Genomic DNA, 24,598 nt, shown 5'->3' on the forward strand with positions numbered 1-24,598 from the left:
GCGACGTTTCGTCCGCGGAGTCACTCTCGCCAAGGAAGGTCGTTGATCACCTGGAGCGCGTCGTGCAACACCGCCTCCGGCGTTCCTCGCCCCGCACCCTGCTCGGCCCAGACACGCAGGGCCGACAACACCGCTGCGGCATAGGCCGCGCCGAGGATGTCGGCACGGATGACGTCGATCCCCGCAGTCCGCGCCGCGGCGGCCACGGCATCGGACAGCCTCGCCAGGCGGAGCCCCGTGTCCCGCACGAGCTCATCCTGCAATCCCATCGCCGTGGCGTTGCGGAGCGCGAGGGCGAGCGGGTCCGGCTCGAAGCCGTGCACGACGAGCAGCAGGATCCGGCGCACCGTATCGCCGGATGCCCCACCCCCCAGCGCGCCGAGCGACCGGATCGCCTCGCCGATGCGCTCGTCCACGCCGGACCAGAGGACGTCGCTCTTCGATGTGAAGTAGTTGAAGAAGCTCGACCGGCTCACTCCGGCGCGCTGGGTGATGTCCGCCACCGAGGTCGAGTCGTACCCACGCTCCAGGAAGAGCTCACACGCCGCCTCGGCGAGCGTCTCTCGCGATGACGCCTTCGGGCGCCCCGCCCTACCGGTGGAATTCATGCCCTCACGCTACCGCGGCGCGGCCCGAAGGCCCCTCGATGACCAACCGAGGAGTATTGTTGCCCTCAGTCCATTTATAGAGAAGGAGAGCGTGATGCTCGACATCCTCACTCCGGGGTTCGCTCCGACACCCGTGCCGTACGTCGAAGGGTGGGAGCTGCAGAGACGCGTCCATGCCGACGTGGTCGCGGGCATCCGTCCGGACACGCTGATCCTCCTCGAACACGAGGCCGTCTACACCGCGGGCAAGCGGACCGAGCCTCAGGAGCGGCCGCAAGACGGCACCCCTGTGATCGACGTGGACCGCGGGGGCAAGATCACCTGGCACGGCCCCGGCCAGCTGGTGGGATACCCCATCGTCCGACTCATCGAGCCCATCGACGTCGTCGCGCATGTGCGCCGACTCGAGCGGATTCTGATCGATGTGCTGCGACCCTTCGGCGTCGAGGGGTACCAGGTCGACGGCCGGAGCGGCGTGTGGGTGCGCCGCCCGCTGGCGGAGGACAAGGTCGCGGCAATCGGCGTGCGCGTCCAACAGGGCGTGACCATGCACGGCTTCGCGATCAACTGCGACAACTCCCTCGCCGGATTCCGCGGCATCATCCCGTGCGGCATCACCGACGCCGGGGTCACGACTGTGAGCGAGGTGACGGGGTCGAGCGTCTCCCCGATCGACATCGTCGAGGCCGTGCGGGAGGCGTTCATCCTCGAATACGCGGGAACGACACTGGCGGGAGCACGCGCATGACCGCCGCCCCTGAGGGGCGCAAGCTCCTCCGTCTCGAGATCCGGAATGCCGAGACGCCGATCGAACGCAAGCCGGAGTGGATCAAGACCAAGGCGAAGATGGGTCCGGAGTACACCGCACTCCACTCCCTCGTGAAGAGCGAGGATCTGCACACCGTCTGTCAGGAAGCCGGCTGTCCGAACATCTACGAGTGCTGGGAGGATCGCGAGGCGACATTCCTCATCGGCGGCTCGCAGTGCACCCGTCGATGCGACTTCTGCCAGATCGACACCGGCAAGCCCGACGCCTACGACACCGACGAGCCTCGCCGCGTCGCCGAGAGCGTGGCCCGGATGAACCTGCGTTATGCCACGGTGACGAGCGTCGCCCGCGACGACCTGCCCGACACCGGCGCCTGGCTCAATGCGGAGACCGTGCGGAAGATCCACGAACTCAACCCGAACACCGGAGTCGAGCTGCTGGCGAACGAGCACAACGCCGACCCTGCCTTCCTCGGCCAGATCTTCGCCGCCCGTCCCGAGGTGTTCGCCCACAATGTGGAGACGGTGCCCCGCATCTTCAAGCGAATCCGTCCCGCGTTCCGCTACGAGCGCTCGCTGAACGTCCTCACCCAGGCACGCGACGCCGGACTGATCACGAAGTCGAACCTGATCCTCGGCATGGGCGAGGAGCCGGAGGAAGTCGTCCAGGCCCTGAACGATCTGCACGAGGCCGGGTGCGACATCATCACGATCACGCAGTACCTCCGACCCACGCCGCGCCACCTTCCGGTCGCGCGATGGGTGAAGCCGGCGGAGTTCGTCGAGTTCAAGGAGGAGGCGGAGCGAATCGGCTTCCTCGGCGTGCTGGCAGGTCCCCTGGTTCGGTCGTCGTACCGCGCGGGACGCCTGTGGGCGCAGTCGATGGTGTCCAAGGGACGAGAGATCCCCGAGCACCTGTCGCACATCGCGGAGAGCGCCGACCTCGGGTTCGCGCAGGCCGTCTGATCGACCGCCGTCCCGGGTGCGCCCCGGGGCGGCGGCTCAGTCGGCGCTCATCACCGACTGCACGGTGCCGTCCGAGCCGAGGTTCACGAGCAGGACATCATCGGATGAGCTGTCGTCCAGGGCGTATTCGAGGACGGCGAACGGCTCCGAGCCGCCGTGCTCGTCGGCGAGGATCGTCATGCTCATCAGTCGCAGCGAGCGGATGATGTCCACGGCCGCATCCCCCGACACATCGACGAGGACCTCGGGGAGATCATCGCCGTATGCCTCCTGCTGCTGGAGGATGTACTCGGTCACCTCGCTCGTGCGGTCATCGACCTCGGCGAGCATGCCGCGACGTGCGGTGTCGTCGACGTTCTCCAGTCCGGCGATCAGACCCGCGGCGATGTCCAGTGCGTCCGACGACACGTCGTCCTGGTCCGGAGCGGTCAGGTCGACGGTGACGCTCTGGTCTCCGAGCTCAACGGTCTCCGACCAGAAGATCGAGCCGTCAGGGCCCGAGGACAGGAGTCCGAAGTAGTCGTGTTCGATCGCCATAACGCTATGAAACCAGCCTCGTGCTCACGGCGGTAGTCCCGTCATCAACCGACCAGCGATTGGACGAACACATGGGGGGTGAATCCGGTGAGATCATCGATTCCCTCGCCCTGGCCGAGCAGCTTGACCGGGATACCCGTGCGCTCCTGCACCGCGAGCACGAAACCGCCCTTGGCCGACCCGTCGAGCTTCGTGAGGACGAGGCCCGTGACACCCGCGTGCTCGAGGAACGCCTCGGCCTGCATCACGCCGTTCTGGCCCGTCGTGGCATCGAGGACGAGCAGCACCTCGCTGATGGGAGCCTGCTTCTCGATGACGCGCCTGACCTTGGAGAGCTCGTCCATGAGCCCGCCCTTGGTGTGCAGACGCCCGGCCGTGTCGATGATCGCGATCTCGATGCCCTCGCGTTTGGCGTACTCGACGGTCTGGAAAGCCACGGATGCCGGGTCCTGGCCCTCCTGCTGCGGGCGCACGATCGCCGCTCCCCCGCGGTGCGCCCAGGTGGCGAGCTGATCGACAGCTGCCGCACGGAATGTGTCCGCGGCGCCGACGACCACACTGCGCTGATACCCACGCAGGAACTTCGTGAACTTTCCGATGGTCGTCGTCTTGCCGACGCCGTTGACGCCGACGACCAGCACGACTGCGGGACGCTCCGTGAGCTTGAGCGTCGTGTCGAACTTCGCGAAGTGCTCCTCGAGAGTCTCGCGGAGCATGCGCTGGAGGTCCCGAGGATCGGTCGTGCGGTACTTGTCGACCTTGGCCCGTAGTTCGTCGACGACGCGCTCACTGATGTCGGGGCCGAAGTCCGCGGTGATGAGGGCGGTCTCGAGGTCCTCCCACGTCGTCTCATCGATGGTGGGCTTGACGAACATGCCGCGCAGTGCGCGACCGAGAGACCAGGACTTCTCCGCCATCCCTCCAGCCTACGGGTAGCGCGGGCCGAACAACGCCTCCCCGAGCGAGGCGGGTCAGACGGCAGCTGCGGCGCGATCCCCCACACGCTGTCCCACGACCGCGGACACGCCGTCCTGGCGCATCGAGACACCGTAGAGCGCGTCGGCGATCTCCATCGTGCGCTTCTGGTGCGTGATGATCAGGAGCTGCGAGCTCTCGCGCAGCTGCTCGAACACCGTGAGCAGGCGACCCAGGTTCGCATCATCGAGCGCGGCCTCGACCTCGTCGAGGATGTAGAACGGGCTCGGCCGCGCTTTGAAGATCGCCACGAGCAGGGCGACCGCGGCAAGTGAACGCTCGCCGCCGGAAAGCAGCGACAGCCTTTCGATCTTCTTCCCGACCGGGCGCACCGACACCTCGATACCCGTGGTCAGCATGTTCTCGGGATCGGTCAGGGAGATGCTCCCCGTGCCGCCAGGGAACAGCAGCGGGAAGACCTGGCCGAAAGCCTCCTTCGTGTCCTCGAAGGCGCTCGCGAAGATGGTCTGCATGCGCTCATCGAGGTCGGCGATGATCGTCAGCAGGTCCTGGCGCGTCTGCGTGAGGTCGGCCAGCTGCTCGGTGAGGAAGGCATGGCGCTGCTCGAGCGCGGCGAACTCCTCGAGCGCCAGCGGATTGACGCGCCCGAGCTGGGCGAGCTTGCGCTCGGCGTCGGCCAGCCGGCGCTGCTGGATGCGGCGGTCGAACGGGATCGCCGTGTCGTCGATCAGCTCATCCGCCGGGGGTTCGACTCCCGGATCACGAGGTACCAGCTGATCCGGGCCATATTCCGCAACGAGAATATCTTCGTCGAGGGAGAGCTCCGACGACACGCGCTCGAGCAGACTGTTGAGGTGCAGCTTCTTCTCGTGGATCTGCAGCTCGAGGCCGTGCACGCTTTCGGTCAGACCCGCGAGGCGCTCCCGCAGCGACGTCTCCTGAGCGCGGAGCCCGACGAGCTCCTCGTTCTGGGCCGAACGCGCGGCCTCCGCCTCGGCCAGGGCCACGCGGGCCTCTGTGACCGATCGGTCGAGGGAGTCGAGGATCCGCGGCAACTCCTCCGCGACGCCCGACGCCGCTTCGCGCTGAGCACGACGGATGACGGCTCGCCGCGCCGCTTCGGCCGCGGCGTCGCGCTCCTGCTCGCGCTGCCGTTCGAGGCTCGTGACCCGCGCCTGAGCCGCACGCACGCGTTCACGGAGCGTCTCGATCTCCAGCCTCGCCCGCACCTCACCCTCGCGCGCCAGCTCCAGTGTTTCGAGCAGCCCGTCTCGCGCAGAGGCGTCGAGGACGGGACGCGGAGCCGCGATCGCCTCGTCCAGCGCTGCCTTGGCAGTCTCCGCCTTCGCCTCGGCATCGGACACGGCGGCCTGCGCCTGTGCGAGTCCGGTCTCGAGCCGCTCGCACTCGGCCACCGCTGATTCGTGGCGGACGGTGACCCGGTTCACCTGCTCGGCGTGGGTGGCGAGGGCCGCATCGTGCTCGCGCAGTGCGCGGAGCGCTTCCTTGGCCTGTCGTCTGGTCGTCTCGACCGCTTCGTTCGCGTCCTCACGCGCCTCGCGCAGCGAGTCCACCACGATCTGGATCTCTGCCAGCCGCTCAGCCGCCGCATCCCTCTCGGCCGCGAGCTCCAGACGAGATCGCTCGCCCCCGGAGCCGGTGCGCAGCGTCTGGGCGGTGATCACGTCTCCGCCGACCGTCACGATCGTCGTGGAGGTATCCCCTGCATCGTCGAGTGCGGTGCGCGCGGCACGGGCGGAGTCCAGGTCGACCGCGATCAGCACGTGCGACAGGATGCCCAGCACACCATCGGGGGCCGTCACGGTCTCGACCGCGGGTGTGACCCCTTCGATCGGAGCGGCCACCGGCTCCGGACGCCGTGCGTCGGCGACGACGAAGTCGACCACTCCCCGGCGGTTCTCCGCCGCCTCCGCCGCCTGGGCGAACGCATCGGCCTCGGTGTCGATCAGTACGCCCTCGGTGAGCGGACCGAGCACAGCGGCGATGGCCGCTTCGAAGCCGGCGCGGACCTGAACGGCGTCTCCGACGAGTCCGCGAACGCCCTTTCCGCCGGCCTTGACGATCTCGGCGGCGCCGCCCGACAGCGCCAGAGCACTGCTCAGGGCTGCGGCCTTCGCGGTCAGTGAGTCGACCTCGCGCTCAGCCGCGTGCAGCCGTTCCCGCAGAGTCTCCCGCTCGGCCTCCGCGGCCGTCGCCGCCCGCTGCGCACTGTCATAAGCGGCTGCGTGTTCGACGGCGGTGCCCTCGGGCGCTTCGGCATCGTCGATCGCCTCGAGCGCCTCGGCCGCCTCGCGCCTGCGCGCGTTCGCCGCCTCCAGTGCGTTCTCCTGGCGAAGCACCGCGCCGCGCACGGCGGCGAGAGCCGATGCCGCAGCGTCGGCCGTACCGCGCAGCGTCGAGAGACGCATGTCGTACTCCGACACGAGCGCGCTCTGTTCGGCGATGTCCACATCGAGCGTGTCGAGCTCGGCCCTGGCATGGACGACGTCCCGGCTCGCCGACGCGGCGGCATCCTGCGCATCGCCGAGGCCGGCGGAGATGACGTCGATCTCCTCCTTCGCCTCGTCGATCGTGGCCTGGGTCACGGTGACGGCGGTGACGGCGGCGTCATCGTCTTCGGAGCCGAGGAGCGCCAGGCGCTGGTTCGCGAGCGTGTACAGCCCGCGCATACGCTCCTGCACCTGCTCCAGACCGAAGGTCACGCTCCGGGCCTGATCGACGGCGACCGAGTTCTGATCCTGTTCGAGCCGGGCGATGCTCGCTCGCACCGTCTCCGCCTGGTCGGAGAGGACGAGCCGCTCCGTGTGGCGTTCGTGCTCGGTGCGGGTGTGGTCGGCGAGGGCGGTGCGCAACGCGACGACGTCGTCCGCGAAGATCCGCGCCTTCGCATCACGCACGACGGCAGCGATCGTCTGCGCCTCCCGCGCGATCTCGGCCTGGCGACCGAGCGGCTTGAGCTGACGGCGGATCTCCCCCGCCAGGTCGCTGAGGCGCGTGAGGTTCGCCTCCATCGCGTCGAGCTTGCGGAGGGTCTTCTCCTTGCGGCGGCGGTGCTTGAGAATCCCCGCCGCCTCTTCGATGAAGCCTCGTCTGTCCTCCGGAGACGCCTGGAGCACCGTGTCGAGGCGCCCCTGGCCGACGATCACGTGCATCTCCCGACCCAGTCCCGAGTCACTGAGCAGCTCCTGCACGTCGAGGAGTCGGCATCCTTCGCCGTTGATCGCGTACTCGCTCGACCCGTTGCGGAACAGCGTGCGACTGATCGTCACCTCGGCGAACTCGATCGGGAGGGCACCGTCGGCATTGTCGATCGTCAGCTGCACCTCGGCACGACCCAGAGGACCGCGCGTCGAGGTACCCGCGAAGATGACGTCCTCCATCTTGCCGCCGCGGAGCGTCTTCGCGCCCTGCTCACCCATCACCCAGGCGAGGGCGTCGACGACGTTCGACTTGCCGGATCCGTTCGGACCGACGATGCAGGTCACGCCGGGTTCGAAGACGAAGCTCGTCGGCTGCGCGAACGACTTGAACCCTTTGAGCGTCAGGCTCTTCAGATGCATGCGGGCACCGCTCGTCCGGGGAGAATCACGCCGCTACGCTACCGGAATCCCGGGCCTCAGCCGTCATCCCGCGCGGGCGTTCATCGAACCGGTACCGCTCGGCGACACGCCGTGCGAGAGGAAAATGCTTGACGCTGCCCGACGGAGTTCGCTACCGTGTCCTCCGGATCGACGCACGAAAGGAGGTTACCGATGATGATGATTCAGCTCAACGCACAGGCCACTGGCCTCAAAGCGCCAGCGCACTTCGCGCCGCGCCCTGCGTTCTCGGTAACCGCCGGCGTCCGCTTCAGCGCGCTCTCGTAGCAGCGCACCCCGAGAATCTCGGCCCGTAGTGGGCCTTCTCCGGTCGGTGCACCCGCGCCCCACCCTCTGATCCGCGTCCGGATCACGGATCTCGCCGCCTTCGGTGCCCACGTCCCGTGGCCCGAATGCTGCTGGCTCTCGCACCCACGCGTCACGCGCCCCACCGGCGCGCGACGCCTCCTGCTCTTGCACTCCCTCACCTCTTTCAAAGGACTCTCTCGTGAACACCACGTTGCGCCGCAACATCACCCACCCGCCCGATACCGAGGACCGCGAGGTCTTCCAGATCCCCCGCGACGACGAGCTCCGCCGATTGGCGCTCTCAGATCGCATCTCCCTCCGGATCGGCCTCTGGCTGCTCCAGCGATCTCAGCGCCCGCGGCGGCAACGTCGCACCGTGCACATCGAGTCGGCGGAACTGCTGATCACCGAACAGCGTCGCCGCGCCGAGCATGAACTGGGCGTCCTCACGGCATTCGCCCTGCAGCGCGGGATCCGCTGATTCTCGGAACCAGCGGACGACGCCCCCCCCCTTCCCGTTGAACCCCCACAGTAAGGACTGACATGACCATCGTTGAACCGACGATCACTCCCCTGATCGTGCCGGCCTCGATCGACGACGACACGGCAGCGGAGTTCCGCGCATACGGCGAGCTCAACCGTCAGATCTGTGATGAGCAGGTCGGACTTCCCGGACTCGCTCTGGAGGCCGCACAGGTCCTGCCTGGTTGGCAGGACGACACCGATTCGCTGGACCGCGGCTTCGTCGCCCGCGTCGACGGTGAGATCGTCGGCATGGTGACCATCTCCTTCGCGCAGGAGGAGGAGGCGAACGCCGGCGAGATCGACATGCTGGTGCCCGAGGCGAACTGGGGCCGCGGAATCGAGAATGCGCTGCTCGCGCACGCCGAGGACGAGGCCCGGGCGCGCGGTCGCAGCGTCGTGCAGCTGTGGAGCCTGCACCGACCGGAGGAAGCCGAGCGCATGCTCGAGCCGCGGACGGGGTGGGGCCGGATTCCGGCCACACCCCTGAGCGATCTCGCCGAATCCGCCGGGTACACGCTCGAGCAGGTCGAACGGAACAGCGAGTTCGACCTGCATTCCGACCCGACGCTCCTGCGCACGGCGTTGGCGGAGGCGAACGCTCACGCCGGTTCGGAGTACCGCACCCTCGAATGGATGCTTCCGACGCCGCCGGAACTGCGCGCGGCATACGCCGACATCCTCGCGCGGCTGTCGACGGACGCCCCGAGCGGCGAAATGGACTTCGTCGCCGAGGTGTGGGACGCGGATCGCGTGGCGCGGCGAGATGCACGGATCATGGAGTCCGGGCGCGTCGTCTCGGTCGTGGCGGTGCAGCACGTCCCCACCGGGGACATCGTCGCCTACAACGAGCTGCTCATCGGGACCGACCCCACCGGCGTCACCCATCAGTACGGTACCCTGGTGTCGAAAGACCACCGAGGCCATCGGCTCGGGACGGTCGTGAAGTGCGCCAACCTTCTCCGGTGGAAGGAGTTGATGCCGGAATCGCCCGTCGTCTCCACGTTCAATGCGGAGGAGAACCGCCCCATGCTCAGCATCAACGAGAAGATCGGGTTCCGTCCGGTCTCGTACGCGGGAGCGTGGCAGAAGAAGCTCTGATGGGCGTGCGGACCCGATCTCATTCTGGAGGATGAGGCCGGGTCCGCATCCTCATCCGCCGGAGCGACGACACCCGCCGGCGCGGTGACGAGAGTGGAGACATGAACATCCCAGTGATCGAAGCCCATGCCCTGACCAAGACCTTCGGGATGACGCGCGCTCTCGCCGGAGTCGATCTCGCGATCCACCGCGGCGAGTCCGTCGCGATCATGGGCGCCTCGGGTTCGGGCAAGACGACCCTCTTGCACGTGCTGGCCGGAATCACCGCACCCGATGCGGGCAGCGTGCTCTTCCGCCCCGCAGAAGGCGCACCGATCGAGATCACCGCACTCAACGAGTCAGCGCGTTCCCGTCTGCGCCGCGAGCGGTTCGGATTCGTGTTCCAGCAGGGACTGCTCATCCCGGAGCTGACGGCAGTGGAGAACGTCGCCCTCGCTTCGATGATCAACGGTATCCGTAGGCAGGACGCCATCCAGCACGCGGCGTCCTGGCTCGCCGCGCTCGGCCTCGCGGGCATGGAGGATCGCCGGATCGGCGAGCTCTCCGGCGGCCAGGCGCAGCGCGTCGCGATCGCCCGCGCGCAGGCGACCGGCGCGGAGCTCGTCTTCGCCGATGAACCGACCGGTGCGCTCGACTCGCACACGTCGTCCGAGGTCATGGATGCCCTGCTGTGGTCGACCACGAGCCAGGGTCGGACCCTCGTCGTGGTCACCCACGACCCCGAGGTCGCCAGCCGCTGCACGCGCACGATCTCCGTCCGCGACGGACGCATCGTCTCCTCGGCGGTGGCCGCGTGAACCGCAACGTCCTCGCGCTGCTGCTGCGCCCCGCCCCCGGGCAGAACAGCGTTCTCGCCCTTCCCGTCGTCGCGTTCGGCGTGGTGACCACCCTGGTGTTGACGGTGATCGGCGGCGCCCAGTCGTTCTGGGGCTGGACCGATCCTGAGGCCCCCGTCTACCAGGCGCTCGCCGCGATCGCGCTCGTCCTCCTGGTCGTTCCGCTGATGTCGCTCGGCGGCGCAGCCGCCCGACTCTCTGCCCGGCGACGAGATGAGCGCCTCTCGACCCTGCGTCTGCTCGGGGTCTCCCCCGCAGGGGTCACGGGCGCCACCGTCGCCGAGTCCGTTCTGGTGGCCGCAGTCGGAGCCCTCGCCGGTGTCGTCGGCCACCTCGCGCTGAGTCCGCTCATCGGGCTGATCCCGTTCCGCGGTGAGGCTCTCGGCTTCGGCGCGGTCGTGCTGCCCCCGGCTCAGATCGCGATGGTTCTCGCGAGCGTGCTCCTCCTCGCCTCGGCGAGTGCGGTCGTCGGCCTTCGTCGTGTGGTGATCTCCCCGCTCGGAGTCCGCACCCGTGCCACGACCAGCAACGTGCACTGGATCCGCGCACTGATCGCGGCCGGAGCCATCGCGATCGCCGTGGTGCTCATCAAGGTCTTCCCTTCCATCGGAGGGTTGGTCACGACCATCGTCGTCCTGGCCGGGCTTTTCGGTGCCGCGCTCGCCGTGCTCAACGTCGTCGGTCCGTGGGTCCTCAAGGTGACGGCGACACGCCAGCTTCGCCGCGCCGAACAGCCGGAACGGCTGCTCGCCGCACGCCTGGTCTTGGACTCCCCGAAAGCCGCGTGGCGACAGGTGGGCGGCATCGCGATGGCGAGCTTCATGGCTGTCTTCGCCGGCACGGGCGTGGCGTTGATGAACGTGATGACGGGGCCGGAGGCGTCGGAGTCCGACTTCGCCCTCGCCGGCGACATCCGCACCGGGCTCATCATCACCCTGATCGGCTCGTTCCTCATGGTGGCGGCATCCGTCGGAGTCAACCAGGCGTCCGACGTGCTCGATCAGCGCGAGCTGCACCGCAGCCTCCACCATCTGGGCATGCCGCTGGACACCGTGGACCGAGCACGGAGGCGTGCGATCATGTCACCGCTACTGGTGACGGCGATCGGCTCGGCGCTGGTCGCGGCCGTCCTCGTGATCCCCCTGATCGGGATCGCGCTGATCACGGCTCCGCTCTCGCTCCTCACGATCGCCGCCGTGGTCGCTGTGGGGATCGGCACCGTCTGGGCGAGCACCTGGGCGACCCGTCCGCTTCTCCGTGGAGCGTTCCAGACGGCGTGACCGACCTCGACGCCGTCGACCCGCTCCGTCGGAAGCAGGTCAGCGGCGTCGTTGGCAGGACGGGCAGAAGTGCGAGCCCCGGTTCATGAAGCTCTCGCGCACGATGGCGGTTCCGCAGCGCGGGCAGTGCTTTCCTTGTCGCCCATAGGCATTGAGAGAATGTGCGAAGTACCCCGCCTGCCCACCATCTGTCACAGTCATGTTCGCGTCAATGACGACTTGCATGATTCTCAGGCTCGTCTCGATCGCTTTCGGCTTCACCGTCCTCGTACCCAACGTCGGTTTCATCCTCGGTATCATCGCGCTACGCTGCGCACTAGCCCGACGCGGCATAGCAGTTGCCGGACTCGCACTCGACGAACTGTTCGTCATCGGATGGGCTCTCGTCGCGCTGCTCTTCCTCGGCATCATCGGTCGGCCGCAACCACGGCGCCCCTCAGCGCGCTTTAAGGTGCGAGCACGCCACCGATCGAATGGCCGACTCGAACGAGCATGTGAACAGAGAGGTCTAGAACTAGCTGGCCGTCTCGCCGCACCTTGGCTCAAAGCGTTCCATGCATCAGCTGGATGAGCACCGGCATCGCACTCGATGGATCCGGACCTTTCCTGTTGGCAGCAAGATCCGGATCTGCTCTGTAAGCGTTCTTTACAGCGCGGTCGACACCATCGAACGGGAAGTTCTGAGCGAGGTGCTTCTCCTTCTGGAAGAGCGAGTGCGTCTCCATGAGTGCGTCGAGCTCGTGCGAGGTCTTGGCTCCCAAGCTGTCATTGACGTGCCAGAGGAGCCAGACCTCGAACTTCAGGTTCGTGACGATGAGTTGGATGCCGTGTTCGCCGGCCAGGGCGATCGCATCGTCAAGATGAGCGTGGGAGTCCACGTCAACAAGGCACACACAGTGATCGAACGGTTCCCGCCGGGACTTCTTCTCACGCTCGCGCTCGTCGATGCACTTCTCGACGACCGAGACCGGATCAGATGCTCCGTGAACGGTCGAGACGGACACGTTGACGTCTTTCGAGCGCAGGATCTGGCTCAACCGCTGAACATACTGCTTCTCCGTGATCTCACCTTCACTAGCGACGAGAATCCTGCGGTACATCTGCCGTTTCAGCCTGCTGGAGCGCCCGTATGAGCCCGACCGTCGCGACCCTGCTCCCTTCGACTTACCCGCCAATTCAGGCATCCTTGGTCACGAGAAGCGACGCCAACATGCTCGGCGCCAACTTTGGCGTCCCGCCGTAGCGGCCGGCCAGGTAGCGCTTCGCGACGTTCGCGTCCGCGTGCCGTGGGAAGTCGGCAAGGCACGTCAGCTCAGTCACTCCCTCATAGCTCTTGTCGGTGAACCAGACCTGCTCCGGCGCGAGCTGCGTACCGCTCAGGGGCGAGAGTATGTATGTCTCATGACTGGTGAAGAGCAACTGTGCATGGTTTCCATTCAGCGCCGGATCCGTGAAGAGGCCGAGAACCACGTCGAGTAGGTGTGGATGCAGACTGGAGTCGAGTTCGTCGACGAGCAGCAAGCCCCCCTTCCGGAGTGTGTCGATAACCGGAACCATGAGTGCGAGCCAGGCGATCGTTCCGTCGCTCTCCCGGGCCACCGAGAACGGTTTAACGTCGCTAGATTCGCCGCGGTGCGTGAACAGCAGGTTCCGGACGATCTGCTTGGAGTCTTCCTCGTCTAGCTCACTCGAGTCGATGGCGGCCCCATCCGATTCGTCATCGGACTGGTCTGGCTCCTCGGCCCGCCCTGCACTAACGCCAGCATTGCTTTCCGGCTCAACCTTCAGAGCACGCTCGAACTGCGCGAGCGCTTTCCGGACGTGAGCCGGTAAATCGTCCTCTTCAACTGTGACCTTCTGGATGCCGATGTCGGCAACCTGCAGCAACGTCTCGATGTCGAGCGGCGACACGGAGCCGTCAACGAGCGACTCGGCGATGCTCCTCAGCCGATTCTCGCGGTGCACGTCTTTCACTGAAACGATGTCAAACGACTCGGTAAGGTCGCGCGCGATCGGTGCAAGAACGTCGTCTCCAATCACTAAGGCGCGGCTGAGTGCGAGCTCCCGATCACTCACGCTGCCGAGCGCCAGGAGCGCACGTTGACTCTTGACGGGCTTCTCACCACGGTGACGCTCAAGCAACGTCCGCCAGCGGAGGGGCGCATCACGGAGCCACTCGCTCACGACGCCCTTGGCATCGACCTCAAAGCCGTACTCATAACGACGTTCCTCGTGGACGAACTGGAGCACGTAAAGGCTCGACTCCTGCCCGGAGTGAGCATCGAGCCGGAACGGTTCTCGCGTGAACGACGACCGGGCTTGCCACAAGGTTGACGAATACTCGATTGCGGCCATGGCGTAGAAGAGTGCATCCAGCACAGCTGACTTACCGGAAGCGTTGGGTCCGAAGATGCCCACGAGGGGGTAAACGTAATCGACCCAGTCCCCACCCTTCACGGCGAGAGTGCGTAGCGACGGCTTGATGAAGTCAATGGTGATCTCGTCACGAATGCTCTTGTGGTTGCGCACAGTGAAGCTCAGAAGGATCATGAAACCATCATAGGGCTCTGAACATCGAACTCTGCACGATTTTCGCTCTGGGCGAGTAGCTCAGCGGTGAGACGTGAAGCCGCTGTGATCGTTCGCGCCCGTTGGCGGGAGAGAGTGCAGGGAGGGAGACAGCGGGGTCGCCAAGGCTGACAGACACGAATCGTCGTGCTCGTGCGCGCCGACTGAGTCCGGAACGCAGCGTCGACGGCGAGCGGCGGCCGCCACGCCGGAGGGCCCGACCGACGGGTTGCGGCGTCGCCTGACCGAAGCCCGATCCACGCCAATGTATGGATGATCGGCCGCTGGTAGCACCGATCACTCGAAACCCATCAACATCGAGCGCCATCCGCCGTCTCACCGTCGGAGAGTTCACCGAGATTAACGCAACGGAACGAGCAACCGTTGCGTCTCCGCACTCGTCCTGAATCGGCCCCGCCCAGTCGTGAACGAAACGCTACCGAGACCGCCTCTGACACCGGGGGCAGAAAAAGCTCGAGCGGTTCATGAACTTCACTCGCACGATCGGTGCCCCGCACCGCTCGCACGGCACGCCCTCACGACCATATGAACGTAGACTCCTCGCGAAGTACCCCGCCTGCCCGTTGACGTTGACGTACTGCGCGTCGAAGCTCGTCCCGCCCTCGGCCAGTGCCTTCGCGAGCACGATCCGCACCTCCGCCAACAGGCGATGGACCGCCCGGGAGGACAGGTGATTCGCGGGTGTCTCCGGATGGATGCGGGCCGCCCAGAGGGACTCGTCCGCGTAGATGTTCCCGATTCCGCTCACCACCCCCTGATCCAGGAGCACGCGTTTGATCGCGCTGCCGCGTCGGGCGAGAGCCGCGCGGAACGCCGCGTCGTCGAACTCCTCGTCCAGGGGATCACGCGCGATGTGCGCGACCTGCGTCGGGATTGGCGACTCCCCGTCGTCGATCAGAGCGTCGACGGCGAGGGATCCGAAGGTGCGCTGATCGGAGAACACGATCGCGAGTTCGCCGTGCGCGGGGTGCTCGATGCCGATGCGCACGCGTTCGTGCCGTTCCGCACCGGCGCCAGGTGCCCGAAGCAGCATCTGCCCGCTCATGCCGAGATGTGCGATCAATGCCGACCGGGAATCGTCGAGCGGGAGCCAGAGGAACTTGCCGCGGCGGGAGGCCGCGGTGAAGCTCCTCCCCTCCAGCCTGCCGACGAAATCGACGACACCGGCCGTGTGGCGGGTGAGCGCACGCTCATCGAAGACGCTGACCGACGTGATCAGAGAACCGACCGCGGCCGGCTCGAGGCCGGCGCGGACGACCTCGACCTCGGGAAGCTCAGGCACGCTCGCTGAGCGTGCGCCAGGCGCTGAGGGCCGCCGCCATCTCAGCCGTCTTCTTGCTGCTGCCGCGGCCGGTCATGCTGACGTCGCCGACAGACACCGTGGCGGTGAAACGGCGGTCGTGATCCGGGCCGCTCGCCTCCACCGAATACTGCGGCGGCGTCGCGCCGACGCGAGCGGCGAGCTCTTGCAGGCTGGTCTTCGGGTCCATGGCCGCGCCGTAGCGTTCCGGATCTGCGAGCAGGGGCTTCGTCAGACGCAGAACGAGTGCGGTGGCAGCCTCCGGGCCGGCCGACAGATACGTGGCGCCGATCACGGCTTCCATCGTGTCGGCCAAGATCGAATCCTTATCCCGACCGCCGGTCTGCTCCTCGCCGCGTCCCAGCAGCAGATGACTGCCGAGTTCGATGCCGCGAGCGACCTCCGCGAGAGCGACGGTGGAGACGACGCTCGCGCGCCGCTTCGCCAGTTCCCCCTCGTCGAGGTCGGGGTGCGTGGTGAAGAGCATCACCGTCACGGCCTGACCCAGCACCGAGTCGCCGAGGAACTCCAGGCGCTCGTTGTGCGGGATCCCGCCGTGCTCGTACGCGTAGGAGCGGTGGGTGAGGGCCAACTCCAGAAGCTCCGCGTCGATATCGACGCGGAGCTTATCTGGGAGAGGTCTCCTCCCCCCGGGGACCTCCGTCACGGTACGCGACTCAGACGTCGGCGACCTTGCGGCCCTTGTACTCGAGGAAGAGCTCGGTGCCCTGCGAGTCGGTGACGACCTTCGCCTGGTGGGGACGGCTGTAGACGACCTGGCCGTTCTCGATGGTCTTCACAAGGGCGACCGGAGCCGCCTTCCACTGCGCGCGGCGCGAGCGGGTGTTCGAACGGGAAACCTTGCGCTTCGGGGGGTTACCAGCCATGACTAGCTCTCTTCTTTCTCGGCGGCACGAGATTCTTCCGTGCCGTCTTGGTCTGTGATGTTCTGGAGCGCGCTCCACCGAGGATCGATGGGAGCCACCTGCTCCGTTCCGGTGCTCATGGCCAGTCGTTCACCCGTTTTCGGGTCGAGACCCGGGCAATCCGGCTGACACACCGGCTGAAAAGGAAGCGACAATACGGCCGCATCCCTGACGAGAGTTTCAAGATCCACGTGGTCGTCTTGAACCTCGAAGTCAGTTTCTTCCTCACCAGGATACGCGAAAAGCTCCTGGAACTCGACTTCGACGGGCCGGGCGATGTCGATCAGGCATCTGCCGCACACTCCGACGTATTCCGCATCGGCGGTTCCGGACACCAGGATGCCCTCGTGGACCGACTCCAGGCGCACATCGAGATCGATGTCGGAGCCCGCTTCGAAGGTGACGATTCCTTCCCCCCACGTCTCTTTGAGAGCCACGGTGAACTCGTGTTCCCGCATCTCTCCCGGACGTCGGACGATGTCACGGACGGGGAGCACGAAAGGGCCGTTCATTCGAGAGCGCACTGTTCCATGCTACTCGGCTGCACCTGCGGCCGGGCTGACCGTCGTCCTCGAGGAGAACTCAGATGCCGCGCCCACCGGTGTCGAGGAAGTCTGCCACCGCGGGAGGAACGAACGGTGTCACGTCGCCGCCGAGCGAGGCGACCTGACGCACCAGCGAGCTCGAGACCATCGCATGAGACGGATCCGGCAGGAGGAACACGGTCTCGATGTCGGCGAGATGGCGGTTGACGATCGCCATCGGCGATTCGTAGGCGACGTCGATCTGCGAGCGGATGCCCTTCACGAGAACGCCAGCGTCGACATCGCGCGCGTAGTCGACGAGGAGACCCATGCTCCACGAACCGATCACGATGTTGCCCGGCATGCCGTCCTCGGCGATCGACCGCTCGAGGAGAGAAAGCCGCTGCGCGATCGGGAGCATCGCCTCTTTGCCGGGGTTGTGCACCACCAGCACGTGCAGTTCGTCATACAGGGCTGCTGCCCGGCGGATCACATCGAGATGACCCAGGGTCGGCGGATCGAAGGAACCCGGGACGACGGCGATCCGGCTGCTCATGCCACCAGCCTAGGGCAGGAACGGAAGTCAGTTCTTCGCGAGCGCCGCACGATCTTCATCGGTCACCCGCCGCGCGATGGCGTCACGAAGACCCGGGTGCTGCTGGAGCGTCGGGTCGGCCGCGAGGATCGTCTCGGCCACCTCACGGGCGCGGGTGATGAGACCCGCATCCTTGACCACGCGCAGCAGCTTGAGCGACGAGCGGACGCCGGCCTGCGCCGCACCGAGCACGTCGCCCTCGCCCCGCAGCTCGAGATCGACCTCGGCGAGAGCGAAACCGTCGAGCGTCGCCGCGACGGCGTCCACACGATCTCGCGCGAGCGAGCCCGACTCGGCCTCGGTGACCAGCAGGCAGAGCCCGGGAACACCGCCTCGACCCACGCGCCCCCGCAACTGGTGCAGCTGGGAGACGCCGAATCGGTCGGCGTCGAGCACGATCATCGTGGACGCGTTCGGGACATCGACGCCGACCTCGATCACCGTGGTGGCCAGCAGCAGGTCGATGTCTCCCCGGGCGAAGGCCTGCATCACGGCATCCTTCTCATCGGACGGCATCCGGCCGTGGAGCACGGCGCGACGGATGCCGCCGAGAGTGGGATGGGTCGCGAGCGCCTCGTCGAGTTGCACCACACCCCAACGGGGACCGGATGCACCCTCCGGCACCAGCGCGGAGGGCTCAGCCGGCTCCGCGGTCTTCTTCGTCGTGTCGATCGCCGCACACACGGCGAACACCTGCCGCCCCTGGGCGATCTCCTCTGCGGCGCGTTCCCAGACGCGGTTGAACCATCCGGGGTGCTCGGCCAGCGGGGCGACGAACGACTCGATGCCCGCGCGACCGGCCGGCATCGTGCGGATGACGGAGGTGTCGAGGTCGCCGAACACGGTCATCGCCACCGTCCGCGGGATGGGGGTCGCCGTGAGCACCAGCGCGTGGGGGCTCGACCCCTTCGCGCGCAGGGCCTCCCGCTGCTCGACGCCGAACCGGTGCTGCTCGTCGACCACGACGAGGCCGAGGTCGGCGAAGGTCGTCTTCTCGCCGAGCAGCGCATGCGTGCCGACGACGATGAGCGCTTGACCGGAGGCGACCCGGAGCGCAGCCTTGCGTCGCTCCGCGGCCGGGAGCTGGCCCGTGAGCAGTGTCGGCATCAGCTGTGGGGCGAGGTCGGGACCGAGCATCTTCGCGATCGAGCGCAGGTGCTGGCCGGCCAGCACCTCTGTCGGAGCGATCAGCGCCGCCTGCCCGCCGCTCTCGGCCACTTGCAGCATCGCCCGCAGCGCGACCAGCGTCTTGCCGGAACCGACCTCACCCTGAACCAGCCGATTCATCGGCCATGAGCCCACGAGATCTGCGGCGATCTGCGCCCCGACGGTCTCCTGATCCGGCGTGAGCGTGTAGGGCATCGCGGCGTCGAACCGCTCGAGAAGGCCGCCCGGCCGAGCGGGCCTCGACGTCGCGGAGAGCGCGCGCACCGCATCGCGCTGCTGCAGGAGCGCCGTCTGCAGCGTGAGCGCCTCGTGCATGCGGAGGGTGCGAACCGCCGGATCGATGTCATTGCGCGTGCGTGGGCGATGGATCCGCTCGAGTGCCTCGTCGGCGGTGAGCAGCTCTTCCTGTTCCCTGATCTCGGCCGTGAGCGGGTCGGGCACCCTCTCGAGATCGTCCAGCACCCGACCGATGAGTCGAGCGATCTGCCATGTCTGGATCGCCGAGGTCGCGGGATAGATCGGAATCGGAACCGCCGCACGCGCATCAGCGCTCCGTCGGGCGGAATCCTCATCGTCGAACAGCTCGTACTCGGGGTGCGCGAACTGGGTGACGCCGTTGAACTCCCCCACCTTGCCGGAGAACACGCCGCGGCGCCCGACGGCGAGGTCTTTGGAACGCCACTCCGCCGCCCCGACGTTCTTCGCGAAGAACGTGAGGGACATCCGCCCGATGCCATCGCCGATGACCACGTCGACCATCGCCCCCGGCCGATTGCGCATGCGTCGGAAGCTCGACGACAGGACCTCGGCGACGATGGTCACCGTCTCGCCGAGGGGAAGGTCGCGGATCGGGGTCAGCTCACCCGGATCGGCGTAGCGCCGCGGGTAGTGCGAGAGCAGGTCGCCCACGTTCTGCATGCCGAAAGCGCGTCCGAGCGTCTTGGCAGACGCCGCACCGAGCGCATCCTCCAACGAGGAATCGAGCGTGAGCGACATGCTCCGAGTCTAGGGAACGCGACCGACACCGCCGGGCACTCGCGCTGTCGTATCGTGAAGTGGTGACGAGGATCATCGCAGGGGCTGCCAGGGGCGCCCGGCTGGAAGTACCGGGGGCCGGCACGCGACCGACCAGCGACCGCGTCCGGGAGTCGCTCTTCGGGGCGCTGGGGGCGCTGAGCGCCATCAGCGGCGCACGCGTCCTCGACCTGTATGCCGGCTCCGGCGCCCTGGGCCTCGAGGCGCTCAGCAGGGGTGCCGTCAGCGCGGACCTCGTCGAGCGCGGCCGTCCGGCTGCGGCCATCGTCCGCCGCAACGCCGCCGTCGTCGCCAAGGCCGGTGGCGTTTCAACCGGTCGGGTGCATGAGGGCACGGTCCATGCGTTCCTGCAGCGCGCGACCGGCCCCTTTGATCTGGTCTTCACCGACCCGCCATACGACCTCGACGACGCGACCATGACGGCCGACCTCGTCGCCCTCGCCCCGCTGCTGTCCGCGGACGCGGTCGTCGTCGTGGAACGAGCACGCCGCTCGACGCCTCCGGACTTCGGCACCGCGGGTCTGGAGCTGTTCCGGGAAAAGTCCTACGGCGACACCACACTCTGGTGGGCGGAGCCCGCGGCGGACGAGAGCTCGTCAGCGGATGGTCAGCCGGAGACCGAGTCCCAGTCCCGATAGGGATCCCATCCGCTGAGGTCGACGGGAAGTCCGTCGCACAGCAGATCGTCGTCGCCGCTCGGGATGACCCGGCCGATCACGCGGAACCCGGGCGGGAGCAGTCCCTCGGGGAACGTCGCGAGCAGTGCATGGTCTTCTCCCCCGGCGATCGCCCGCTCCGGATCTGTGCCCAGCGCCGCCCGGTCGAGAGCGATCGTGACTCCGGATGCCGCCGCCATCCGGCGCGCATCGAGAGCGAGCCCGTCGGAGATGTCCATCATCGCCGTGGCGCCGACCGTCGCCGCCACCGTGCCGAGACCGATCGGGGGCGAGGGGCGCAGCTGCGCGGCCACAGCAGCGGACTCCCCCGCGGCCAGCTGCGCGACATCGACCGGTACCGGGACGTCGCCGTCGCGGAATCGTCCGAACAGCACGGCGAGCCCGCGTGCAGCGTGGCCCAGCTCGCCGGCGACGGCGACGACGTCACCGGGACGAGCGCCGCTGCGGGTGACCGGAGCGCGACCCTCGAGATCCCCGAGTGCCGTCACCGCGATGGTCAGCACATCGGACACCGTGAGGTCTCCGCCGACCACGGCACAGCCCGGCGCCAAAGCGTCACACGCGTCACGGAAGCCGTCGGCGAGACGCTCGACGAACGAGAGACGCAGATCCCGCGGAACAGCCAGCGCGACCAGAAGAGCCGTCGGCCGGGCCCCCATCGCCGCGACATCCGCCAGGTTCACGGCTGCGGCCTTCCAGCCGAGGTCGTACCCACTGGACCACGCGAGGCGGAAGTCGGGTCCGTGCACGAGGGTGTCGGTCGTTGCCACCACGCTGCCCGACGGCGTCGCGATCACGGCCGCATCATCACCCGGCCCGATCAAGGTGTGCGCGGCCGGTGCGGTGCGGGTCAGGATCGCCTGCAGGATGCGTCCTTCGGAGACATCGCCCAGGCGCGGATCATCGGCATCGGGTCGGGAGGGCATGCTGTCAAAGGTAGCCTGGAAGCATGCTCCGTTCCCGTCGCCTCGCTGCCCTCGCAGGCGCGGTGATCCTCTCCGCCGCCCTCGCCGGATGCTCCACGACCGTGCACCTCGAGCCGGCCGATGATGCGAACGATCCGGCCTGCGCCTCGGTCTCGGTGCTGCTGCCGGACAGCGTCGGCGGCTTCGACCGGGTCTGGACGGATGCTCAGGCCACCGGAGCGTGGGGAGAGCCCACCACGGTCGCGCTGCGCTGCGGCGTCGAGCCGCCCGCCCCCTCCGCACTCGTCTGCACGACACTCGGGGGTGTGGACTGGCTGGTCCTCGAGCAGGAGGAGGAGCGGCAGCGCCTGGTCACCTACGGGCGCGAGCCCGCCGTCGAGGTCAACATCCGTCGCGGCGAGCAGGTCGACTTCCAGTCCATCGTGGACTCCATCTCCACGAGCATCCAGTCCGGACTGGCGCCGGCGACGGCGAAGTGCACCGACCGCGTCGAGTTCCCCGCGAGCTGACCGCGGGCGGAGGCGCCGACGTCAGCGGCGCAGACCCGCCTCGATGAGCTCGGTGATCAGTTCGCCGTAGCTCAGGCCGGATGCCACCCAGCACTTCGGGAACATCGAGATCGGCGTGAAGCCCGGCATCGTGTTGAGCTCGTTGACGACCAGCTCGCCCTCGGGCGTCAGGAACATGTCGACGCGGGCGAGTCCCCGGCCGTCGACAGCCTCGAACGCGCGCAGGCCCGCCTCCTGGATGGCCGCGGTCTCGTCTGGACTCACCTCGGCCGGGCAGACGACGTCGACGCCGTCACCGCCGAGGTACTTGCCCTCGAAGTCGTAGAACCCGCGCGAGGTGAGCACGACCTCCCCCGGAAGAGAGGCACGCACGCCTTCGGCGGTCTCCAGCACGGCGACCTCGATCTCGCGGCCGCTCACACCGGTCTCGATGAGCACCTTGTCGTCTTCGGCGAACGCCACAGCCAGTGCCGCATCGAGTTCCTCGGCGACGTCGACCTTGGACACGCCGACGCTCGAGCCCGCACGAGCCGGCTTCACGAACAGCGGCAGGCCGAGGACGGCGGCACGCGCGCGGATGTCCGCTGAATCGCGATCCCAGTCCGCGCGGCGCACGGTCACCCAGGGCGCCACCGAGATGCCCGCGGCCTGAAGGGCGATCTTCATGAAGTGCTTGTCCATGCACAGGGCGGAGTCGAGGACACCGCCGCCGGCGTACGGCACCTCGAGTGTGTCGAAGTACCCCTGGATGGTGCCGTCCTCGCCGTGCTGCCCGTGCAGGATCGGGAGCACGACATCGACGGCGCCGAAGCCCTCGACGGAGCCGTCGACCTGCACGACGCGCAGTGTGCGGTCGCCACCGGGCTCGGGCCACAACACGCGGGTGCCGTTGTCGACGACCTCGGGAAGGTGTGCGGCGTCCAGCGGGAACTTCGCGGGATCGTCGTCTTCCAGGACGAAGGCTCCCTCGCGGGTGATCCCCACCGGGATCACCGTGTAGCGGTCGCGATCAATCGCGCCCAGCACGCCCCCCGCCGTTGCGGAACTGATCGAATGCTCGCTGGAGCGCCCGCCGAAGAGCACCACCACCGTCTGCTTGTCCATGGTTGGTCCTCTCACCCTGCGGGGTGTCGTCGTCCGTCGTCAGGTGGGGTGCGATGTCTCGCGGATCCATCTTGCCGTCGAGCACCATCTTCACCTGCTCGACGATGGGCATGTCGACCTCGGCCTCGCGTGCGAGCTGCAGGATCGGCGCGACCGATGCCAGCCCCTCCGCCGTCTGCTGCATCTGCTTCACGACGTCCTGGAAGCTGTATCCCTGACCGAGCAGGCGCCCGGCCGTGTTGTTGCGGCTCAGCGGCGACTGGCAGGTGGCGATCAGGTCACCGAGGCCGGCGAGCCCCTGCAGCGTCTCCGGATGCGCGCCGTTCGCCACGGCGAAGTCCGTCATCTCGACGAGACCTCTCGTGATGATCGACGCCTTGGTGTTCTCGCCGTAGCCGACGCCATCGACGATGCCGATGGCGACCGCGATCAGGTTCTTGAGCACTCCACCGAACTCGGTGCCGATCACGTCGGTGTTCACGAACGTACGGAAATAGGTGTTGCGAGCGGCACGTGCGACGATCTCGGCCGTCTCCTGGCTGCGCGACGAGATCACGGCAGCGGTCGGCTGCTCGCGGGCGATCTCCAGCGCGAGGTTCGGGCCGGACGCCACGGCGATGCGGTCAGGGTCGCAGCGGAGCTCCTGCTGGATCACCTGACTCATCCGCAGCCCCGTGCCGCGCTCGACGCCCTTCATGAGGCTGATGATCTTCGTGTCGCTGTCGGCGAGCAGCGGACGCAGCGCCTTCAGGTTCTCGCGGAGCGACTGGCTCGGTACCGACAGGTACACCTGTTCGACGCCGTCGAGCGATGTCGCGAGCTCATGAGTGGCGGCCATAGTGCGGGGAAGATTGATGCCGGGCAGGTAGCGGGAGTTGCGCTTGGCCTCGTTGATCTCCTGCGCGAGCTCGGCGCGGCGGGCCCACATCGTCACCTGGGCGCCGCCGTCGGCGAGGATCTTGCCGAAAGTCGTCCCCCAGCTGCCGGCTCCGATGACGGTGACGCGCGGCCCGACAGGCGCTGTTCTCTTAGGAGTCAAGGCGTCCGGTCTCCTTCTGCCCATGGCTTGCCGGGTTCCAGCGCTCGGCCGGCGCCTTCTCGTCACGCAGCTCTTCCAGGAGCGCCGTGATCGCGTTCATCAGCCGGTTCGTCGCCTCGGTGAGCGCCGCCGGTTCGCCCGCGCGTCCGCGCAGGTCCGACACGTCGACAGGATCGCCGACGAGCACTCGCACGGGCTTGCGCAGCGGCCAGAGGCTCAGGCCCTTCTGGTAGCGCCCCATGATCTCCTGGGTACCCCACTGCGCCATCGGGATCAGGGGGATTCCGTCGGCGAGGGCCAGACGCACCGCACCGGACTTGCCGCGCATCGGCCACAGGTCGGGGTCGCGAGTGAGGGTTCCCTCGGGATAGACGATCACTCCGCGACCGTGCTCCACCAGCTCCTCGGACTGCTTCATCGTCTGCCGCGCAGATGCCGCGGAAGAGGCGCGTGCCACCGGGATCATGCCCGTACGACGCAGGAACCAGCCGAGGACGGGGACCTTGAAAAGGCTCTCCTTAGCCATGAACCGCGGCGCACGACCGATCCGCCACACGGCGACCGCCACGATGAGCGGATCGAACTCCGAATAGTGGTTCGGCGCGAGGATGAACGACCCCTCCTGCGGGAGCTTCTCGCCGCCGGAGACGCGGATCTTCGCGATCAGCGCGACCGGCGGGATCACCAGTGCCGCGAGCGGCCAGAAGACGCTCGGTCGCGTCGTCTCCGCCGACCGTCGTGCCAT

At 67.6% G+C, this 24,598-nt stretch carries 24 protein-coding genes and 1 pseudogene; 8 read left to right on the forward strand and 17 right to left on the reverse strand.

Features of this window, described 5'->3' with window-relative positions; translation table 11 throughout:
* Positions 1-20: 20 nt before the first annotated feature.
* The gene (locus AC6CHX_RS03270; RefSeq protein WP_498271611.1) at positions 21-608 is read right to left on the reverse strand and encodes a TetR/AcrR family transcriptional regulator; all 588 of its coding nucleotides are present in this window, start codon (positions 606-608) and stop codon (positions 21-23) included.
* A 94-nt stretch (positions 609-702) separates the two neighbouring features.
* Here AC6CHX_RS03270 and lipB point away from each other — a divergent pair, with 94 nt between their 5' ends.
* On the forward strand, positions 703-1,356 hold the full coding sequence (gene lipB, locus AC6CHX_RS03275; protein WP_498271612.1) for a lipoyl(octanoyl) transferase LipB: 654 nt from the start codon (positions 703-705) through the stop codon (positions 1,354-1,356).
* Positions 1,353-2,342 (forward strand): lipoyl synthase, encoded by a 990-nt coding sequence (lipA, locus tag AC6CHX_RS03280; RefSeq protein WP_498271613.1) that lies wholly within the window; start codon positions 1,353-1,355, stop codon positions 2,340-2,342. The genes lipB and lipA overlap by 4 nt, the downstream gene beginning before the upstream one ends.
* A 36-nt stretch (positions 2,343-2,378) precedes the next feature.
* Here lipA and AC6CHX_RS03285 read toward each other — a convergent pair whose 3' ends face one another.
* Genes AC6CHX_RS03285 through smc form a run of 3 tightly spaced genes read right to left on the reverse strand, consistent with a single transcriptional unit; the run spans position 2,379 to position 7,396 of the window.
* Positions 2,379-2,879 carry a DUF2004 domain-containing protein gene (locus AC6CHX_RS03285; protein ID WP_452325661.1) on the reverse strand — a complete coding sequence of 167 codons (501 nt, stop codon included), beginning with the start codon at positions 2,877-2,879 and terminating at the stop codon, positions 2,379-2,381.
* A 44-nt stretch (positions 2,880-2,923) separates the two neighbouring features.
* Positions 2,924-3,796, reverse strand: a complete 873-nt coding sequence (gene ftsY / locus AC6CHX_RS03290) for a signal recognition particle-docking protein FtsY (protein WP_498271614.1) — start codon at positions 3,794-3,796, stop codon at positions 2,924-2,926.
* Positions 3,797-3,850: 54 nt separating this feature from the next.
* Positions 3,851-7,396 carry a chromosome segregation protein SMC gene (gene smc, locus AC6CHX_RS03295; RefSeq protein WP_498271615.1) on the reverse strand — a complete coding sequence of 1,182 codons (3,546 nt, stop codon included), beginning with the start codon at positions 7,394-7,396 and terminating at the stop codon, positions 3,851-3,853.
* 526 nt (positions 7,397-7,922) lie between these two features.
* On the opposite strand from smc, the gene AC6CHX_RS03300 reads away from it, so the two are divergent.
* From AC6CHX_RS03300 to AC6CHX_RS03315, 4 genes are all read left to right on the forward strand, one after another.
* Positions 7,923-8,204, forward strand: coding sequence for a hypothetical protein (locus AC6CHX_RS03300; RefSeq protein ID WP_136043803.1), 282 nt, complete (start codon positions 7,923-7,925; stop codon positions 8,202-8,204).
* Positions 8,205-8,266: 62 nt separating this feature from the next.
* Entirely contained in the window at positions 8,267-9,346 is a 1,080-nt protein-coding gene (locus AC6CHX_RS03305; RefSeq protein ID WP_498271616.1) for a GNAT family N-acetyltransferase, read from the forward strand.
* A 101-nt stretch (positions 9,347-9,447) separates the two neighbouring features.
* Positions 9,448-10,143 carry an ABC transporter ATP-binding protein gene (locus AC6CHX_RS03310; RefSeq protein ID WP_498271617.1) on the forward strand — a complete coding sequence of 232 codons (696 nt, stop codon included), beginning with the start codon at positions 9,448-9,450 and terminating at the stop codon, positions 10,141-10,143.
* Complete coding sequence (locus tag AC6CHX_RS03315; protein WP_498271618.1) at positions 10,140-11,462, forward strand: FtsX-like permease family protein; 1,323 nt, start codon at positions 10,140-10,142, stop codon at positions 11,460-11,462. The genes AC6CHX_RS03310 and AC6CHX_RS03315 overlap by 4 nt, the downstream gene beginning before the upstream one ends.
* A gap of 39 nt (positions 11,463-11,501) precedes the next feature.
* Here AC6CHX_RS03315 and AC6CHX_RS03320 read toward each other — a convergent pair.
* The 9 genes and pseudogenes from AC6CHX_RS03320 to AC6CHX_RS03360 all read right to left on the reverse strand — a co-directional run.
* A pseudogene (locus AC6CHX_RS03320) lies at positions 11,502-11,645 on the reverse strand (zinc finger domain-containing protein); the annotation flags it as partial.
* 359 nt (positions 11,646-12,004) lie between these two features.
* Positions 12,005-12,646, reverse strand: coding sequence for an RloB family protein (locus tag AC6CHX_RS03325; protein ID WP_498271619.1), 642 nt, complete (start codon positions 12,644-12,646; stop codon positions 12,005-12,007).
* A complete protein-coding gene (locus tag AC6CHX_RS03330; RefSeq protein ID WP_498271620.1) occupies positions 12,639-14,012 on the reverse strand; it encodes an AAA family ATPase in 1,374 nt (457 codons plus the stop codon). The genes AC6CHX_RS03325 and AC6CHX_RS03330 overlap by 8 nt, the downstream gene beginning before the upstream one ends.
* A 454-nt stretch (positions 14,013-14,466) precedes the next feature.
* On the reverse strand, positions 14,467-15,333 hold the full coding sequence (gene mutM, locus AC6CHX_RS03335) for a bifunctional DNA-formamidopyrimidine glycosylase/DNA-(apurinic or apyrimidinic site) lyase (RefSeq protein ID WP_498271621.1): 867 nt from the start codon (positions 15,331-15,333) through the stop codon (positions 14,467-14,469).
* On the reverse strand, positions 15,326-16,018 hold the full coding sequence (gene rnc / locus AC6CHX_RS03340) for a ribonuclease III (RefSeq protein ID WP_498271622.1): 693 nt from the start codon (positions 16,016-16,018) through the stop codon (positions 15,326-15,328). The genes mutM and rnc overlap by 8 nt, the downstream gene beginning before the upstream one ends.
* Before the next feature lie 10 nt (positions 16,019-16,028).
* Positions 16,029-16,238, reverse strand: a complete 210-nt coding sequence (rpmF, locus tag AC6CHX_RS03345; protein WP_017830754.1) for a 50S ribosomal protein L32 — start codon at positions 16,236-16,238, stop codon at positions 16,029-16,031.
* 2 nt (positions 16,239-16,240) lie between these two features.
* Positions 16,241-16,789: a YceD family protein gene (locus AC6CHX_RS03350; protein ID WP_136044039.1), complete on the reverse strand. Its 549-nt coding sequence runs from the start codon at positions 16,787-16,789 to the stop codon at positions 16,241-16,243.
* A 70-nt stretch (positions 16,790-16,859) separates the two neighbouring features.
* A complete protein-coding gene (coaD, locus tag AC6CHX_RS03355) occupies positions 16,860-17,357 on the reverse strand; it encodes a pantetheine-phosphate adenylyltransferase (protein ID WP_136043793.1) in 498 nt (165 codons plus the stop codon).
* Between the two features lie 27 nt (positions 17,358-17,384).
* Positions 17,385-19,559, reverse strand: coding sequence for an ATP-dependent DNA helicase RecG (locus AC6CHX_RS03360; RefSeq protein ID WP_498271623.1), 2,175 nt, complete (start codon positions 19,557-19,559; stop codon positions 17,385-17,387).
* A 62-nt stretch (positions 19,560-19,621) separates the two neighbouring features.
* On the opposite strand from AC6CHX_RS03360, the gene rsmD reads away from it, so the two are divergent.
* Positions 19,622-20,236, forward strand: coding sequence for a 16S rRNA (guanine(966)-N(2))-methyltransferase RsmD (gene rsmD / locus AC6CHX_RS03365; protein WP_498271624.1), 615 nt, complete (start codon positions 19,622-19,624; stop codon positions 20,234-20,236).
* Here the strand turns inward: rsmD and thiL are convergent.
* On the reverse strand, positions 20,206-21,201 hold the full coding sequence (thiL, locus tag AC6CHX_RS03370; protein ID WP_136043788.1) for a thiamine-phosphate kinase: 996 nt from the start codon (positions 21,199-21,201) through the stop codon (positions 20,206-20,208). The genes rsmD and thiL overlap by 31 nt on opposite strands.
* A 23-nt stretch (positions 21,202-21,224) precedes the next feature.
* Between thiL and AC6CHX_RS03375 the strand changes: the two genes are divergently transcribed.
* Positions 21,225-21,710, forward strand: a complete 486-nt coding sequence (locus AC6CHX_RS03375; RefSeq protein ID WP_136043786.1) for a DUF3515 family protein — start codon at positions 21,225-21,227, stop codon at positions 21,708-21,710.
* Between the two features lie 21 nt (positions 21,711-21,731).
* On the opposite strand, the gene AC6CHX_RS03380 is transcribed toward AC6CHX_RS03375, so the two are convergent.
* Genes AC6CHX_RS03380 through AC6CHX_RS03390 form a run of 3 tightly spaced genes read right to left on the reverse strand, consistent with a single transcriptional unit; the run spans position 21,732 to position 24,598 of the window.
* Entirely contained in the window at positions 21,732-22,814 is a 1,083-nt protein-coding gene (locus AC6CHX_RS03380; RefSeq protein ID WP_498271625.1) for a D-alanine--D-alanine ligase family protein, read from the reverse strand.
* Positions 22,720-23,877 carry an NAD(P)H-dependent glycerol-3-phosphate dehydrogenase gene (locus AC6CHX_RS03385; RefSeq protein WP_498271626.1) on the reverse strand — a complete coding sequence of 386 codons (1,158 nt, stop codon included), beginning with the start codon at positions 23,875-23,877 and terminating at the stop codon, positions 22,720-22,722. Before AC6CHX_RS03385 ends, AC6CHX_RS03380 begins: the two co-directional genes overlap by 95 nt.
* Positions 23,843-24,598 carry a lysophospholipid acyltransferase family protein gene (locus tag AC6CHX_RS03390; RefSeq protein WP_498271627.1) on the reverse strand — a complete coding sequence of 252 codons (756 nt, stop codon included), beginning with the start codon at positions 24,596-24,598 and terminating at the stop codon, positions 23,843-23,845. Before AC6CHX_RS03390 ends, AC6CHX_RS03385 begins: the two co-directional genes overlap by 35 nt.

Source organism: Microbacterium sp. GQ128, from assembly GCF_059758615.1.

Bases quoted from the DNA above. Each gene is read 5' to 3' on its own strand.
- coaD (WP_136043793.1), bottom strand. From the start codon at position 17,357: ATGAGCAGCCGGATCGCCGTCGTCCCGGGTTCCTTCGATCCGCCGACC.
- AC6CHX_RS03285 (WP_452325661.1), bottom strand. From the start codon at position 2,879: ATGGCGATCGAACACGACTACTTCGGACTCCTGTCCTCGGGCCCTGAC.
- AC6CHX_RS03380 (WP_498271625.1), bottom strand. From the start codon at position 22,814: ATGGACAAGCAGACGGTGGTGGTGCTCTTCGGCGGGCGCTCCAGCGAG.
- AC6CHX_RS03360 (WP_498271623.1), bottom strand. From the start codon at position 19,559: ATGTCGCTCACGCTCGATTCCTCGTTGGAGGATGCGCTCGGTGCGGCG.
- lipA (WP_498271613.1), top strand. From the start codon at position 1,353: ATGACCGCCGCCCCTGAGGGGCGCAAGCTCCTCCGTCTCGAGATCCGG.
- AC6CHX_RS03310 (WP_498271617.1), top strand. From the start codon at position 9,448: ATGAACATCCCAGTGATCGAAGCCCATGCCCTGACCAAGACCTTCGGG.
- AC6CHX_RS03325 (WP_498271619.1), bottom strand. From the start codon at position 12,646: ATGCCTGAATTGGCGGGTAAGTCGAAGGGAGCAGGGTCGCGACGGTCG.
- AC6CHX_RS03270 (WP_498271611.1), bottom strand. From the start codon at position 608: ATGAATTCCACCGGTAGGGCGGGGCGCCCGAAGGCGTCATCGCGAGAG.
- smc (WP_498271615.1), bottom strand. From the start codon at position 7,396: ATGCATCTGAAGAGCCTGACGCTCAAAGGGTTCAAGTCGTTCGCGCAG.
- AC6CHX_RS03385 (WP_498271626.1), bottom strand. From the start codon at position 23,877: ATGGGCAGAAGGAGACCGGACGCCTTGACTCCTAAGAGAACAGCGCCT.
- AC6CHX_RS03350 (WP_136044039.1), bottom strand. From the start codon at position 16,789: ATGAACGGCCCTTTCGTGCTCCCCGTCCGTGACATCGTCCGACGTCCG.
- AC6CHX_RS03330 (WP_498271620.1), bottom strand. From the start codon at position 14,012: ATGATCCTTCTGAGCTTCACTGTGCGCAACCACAAGAGCATTCGTGAC.
- thiL (WP_136043788.1), bottom strand. From the start codon at position 21,201: ATGCCCTCCCGACCCGATGCCGATGATCCGCGCCTGGGCGATGTCTCC.
- AC6CHX_RS03375 (WP_136043786.1), top strand. From the start codon at position 21,225: ATGCTCCGTTCCCGTCGCCTCGCTGCCCTCGCAGGCGCGGTGATCCTC.
- rpmF (WP_017830754.1), bottom strand. From the start codon at position 16,238: ATGGCTGGTAACCCCCCGAAGCGCAAGGTTTCCCGTTCGAACACCCGC.
- AC6CHX_RS03390 (WP_498271627.1), bottom strand. From the start codon at position 24,598: ATGGCACGACGGTCGGCGGAGACGACGCGACCGAGCGTCTTCTGGCCG.
- AC6CHX_RS03305 (WP_498271616.1), top strand. From the start codon at position 8,267: ATGACCATCGTTGAACCGACGATCACTCCCCTGATCGTGCCGGCCTCG.
- ftsY (WP_498271614.1), bottom strand. From the start codon at position 3,796: ATGGCGGAGAAGTCCTGGTCTCTCGGTCGCGCACTGCGCGGCATGTTC.
- lipB (WP_498271612.1), top strand. From the start codon at position 703: ATGCTCGACATCCTCACTCCGGGGTTCGCTCCGACACCCGTGCCGTAC.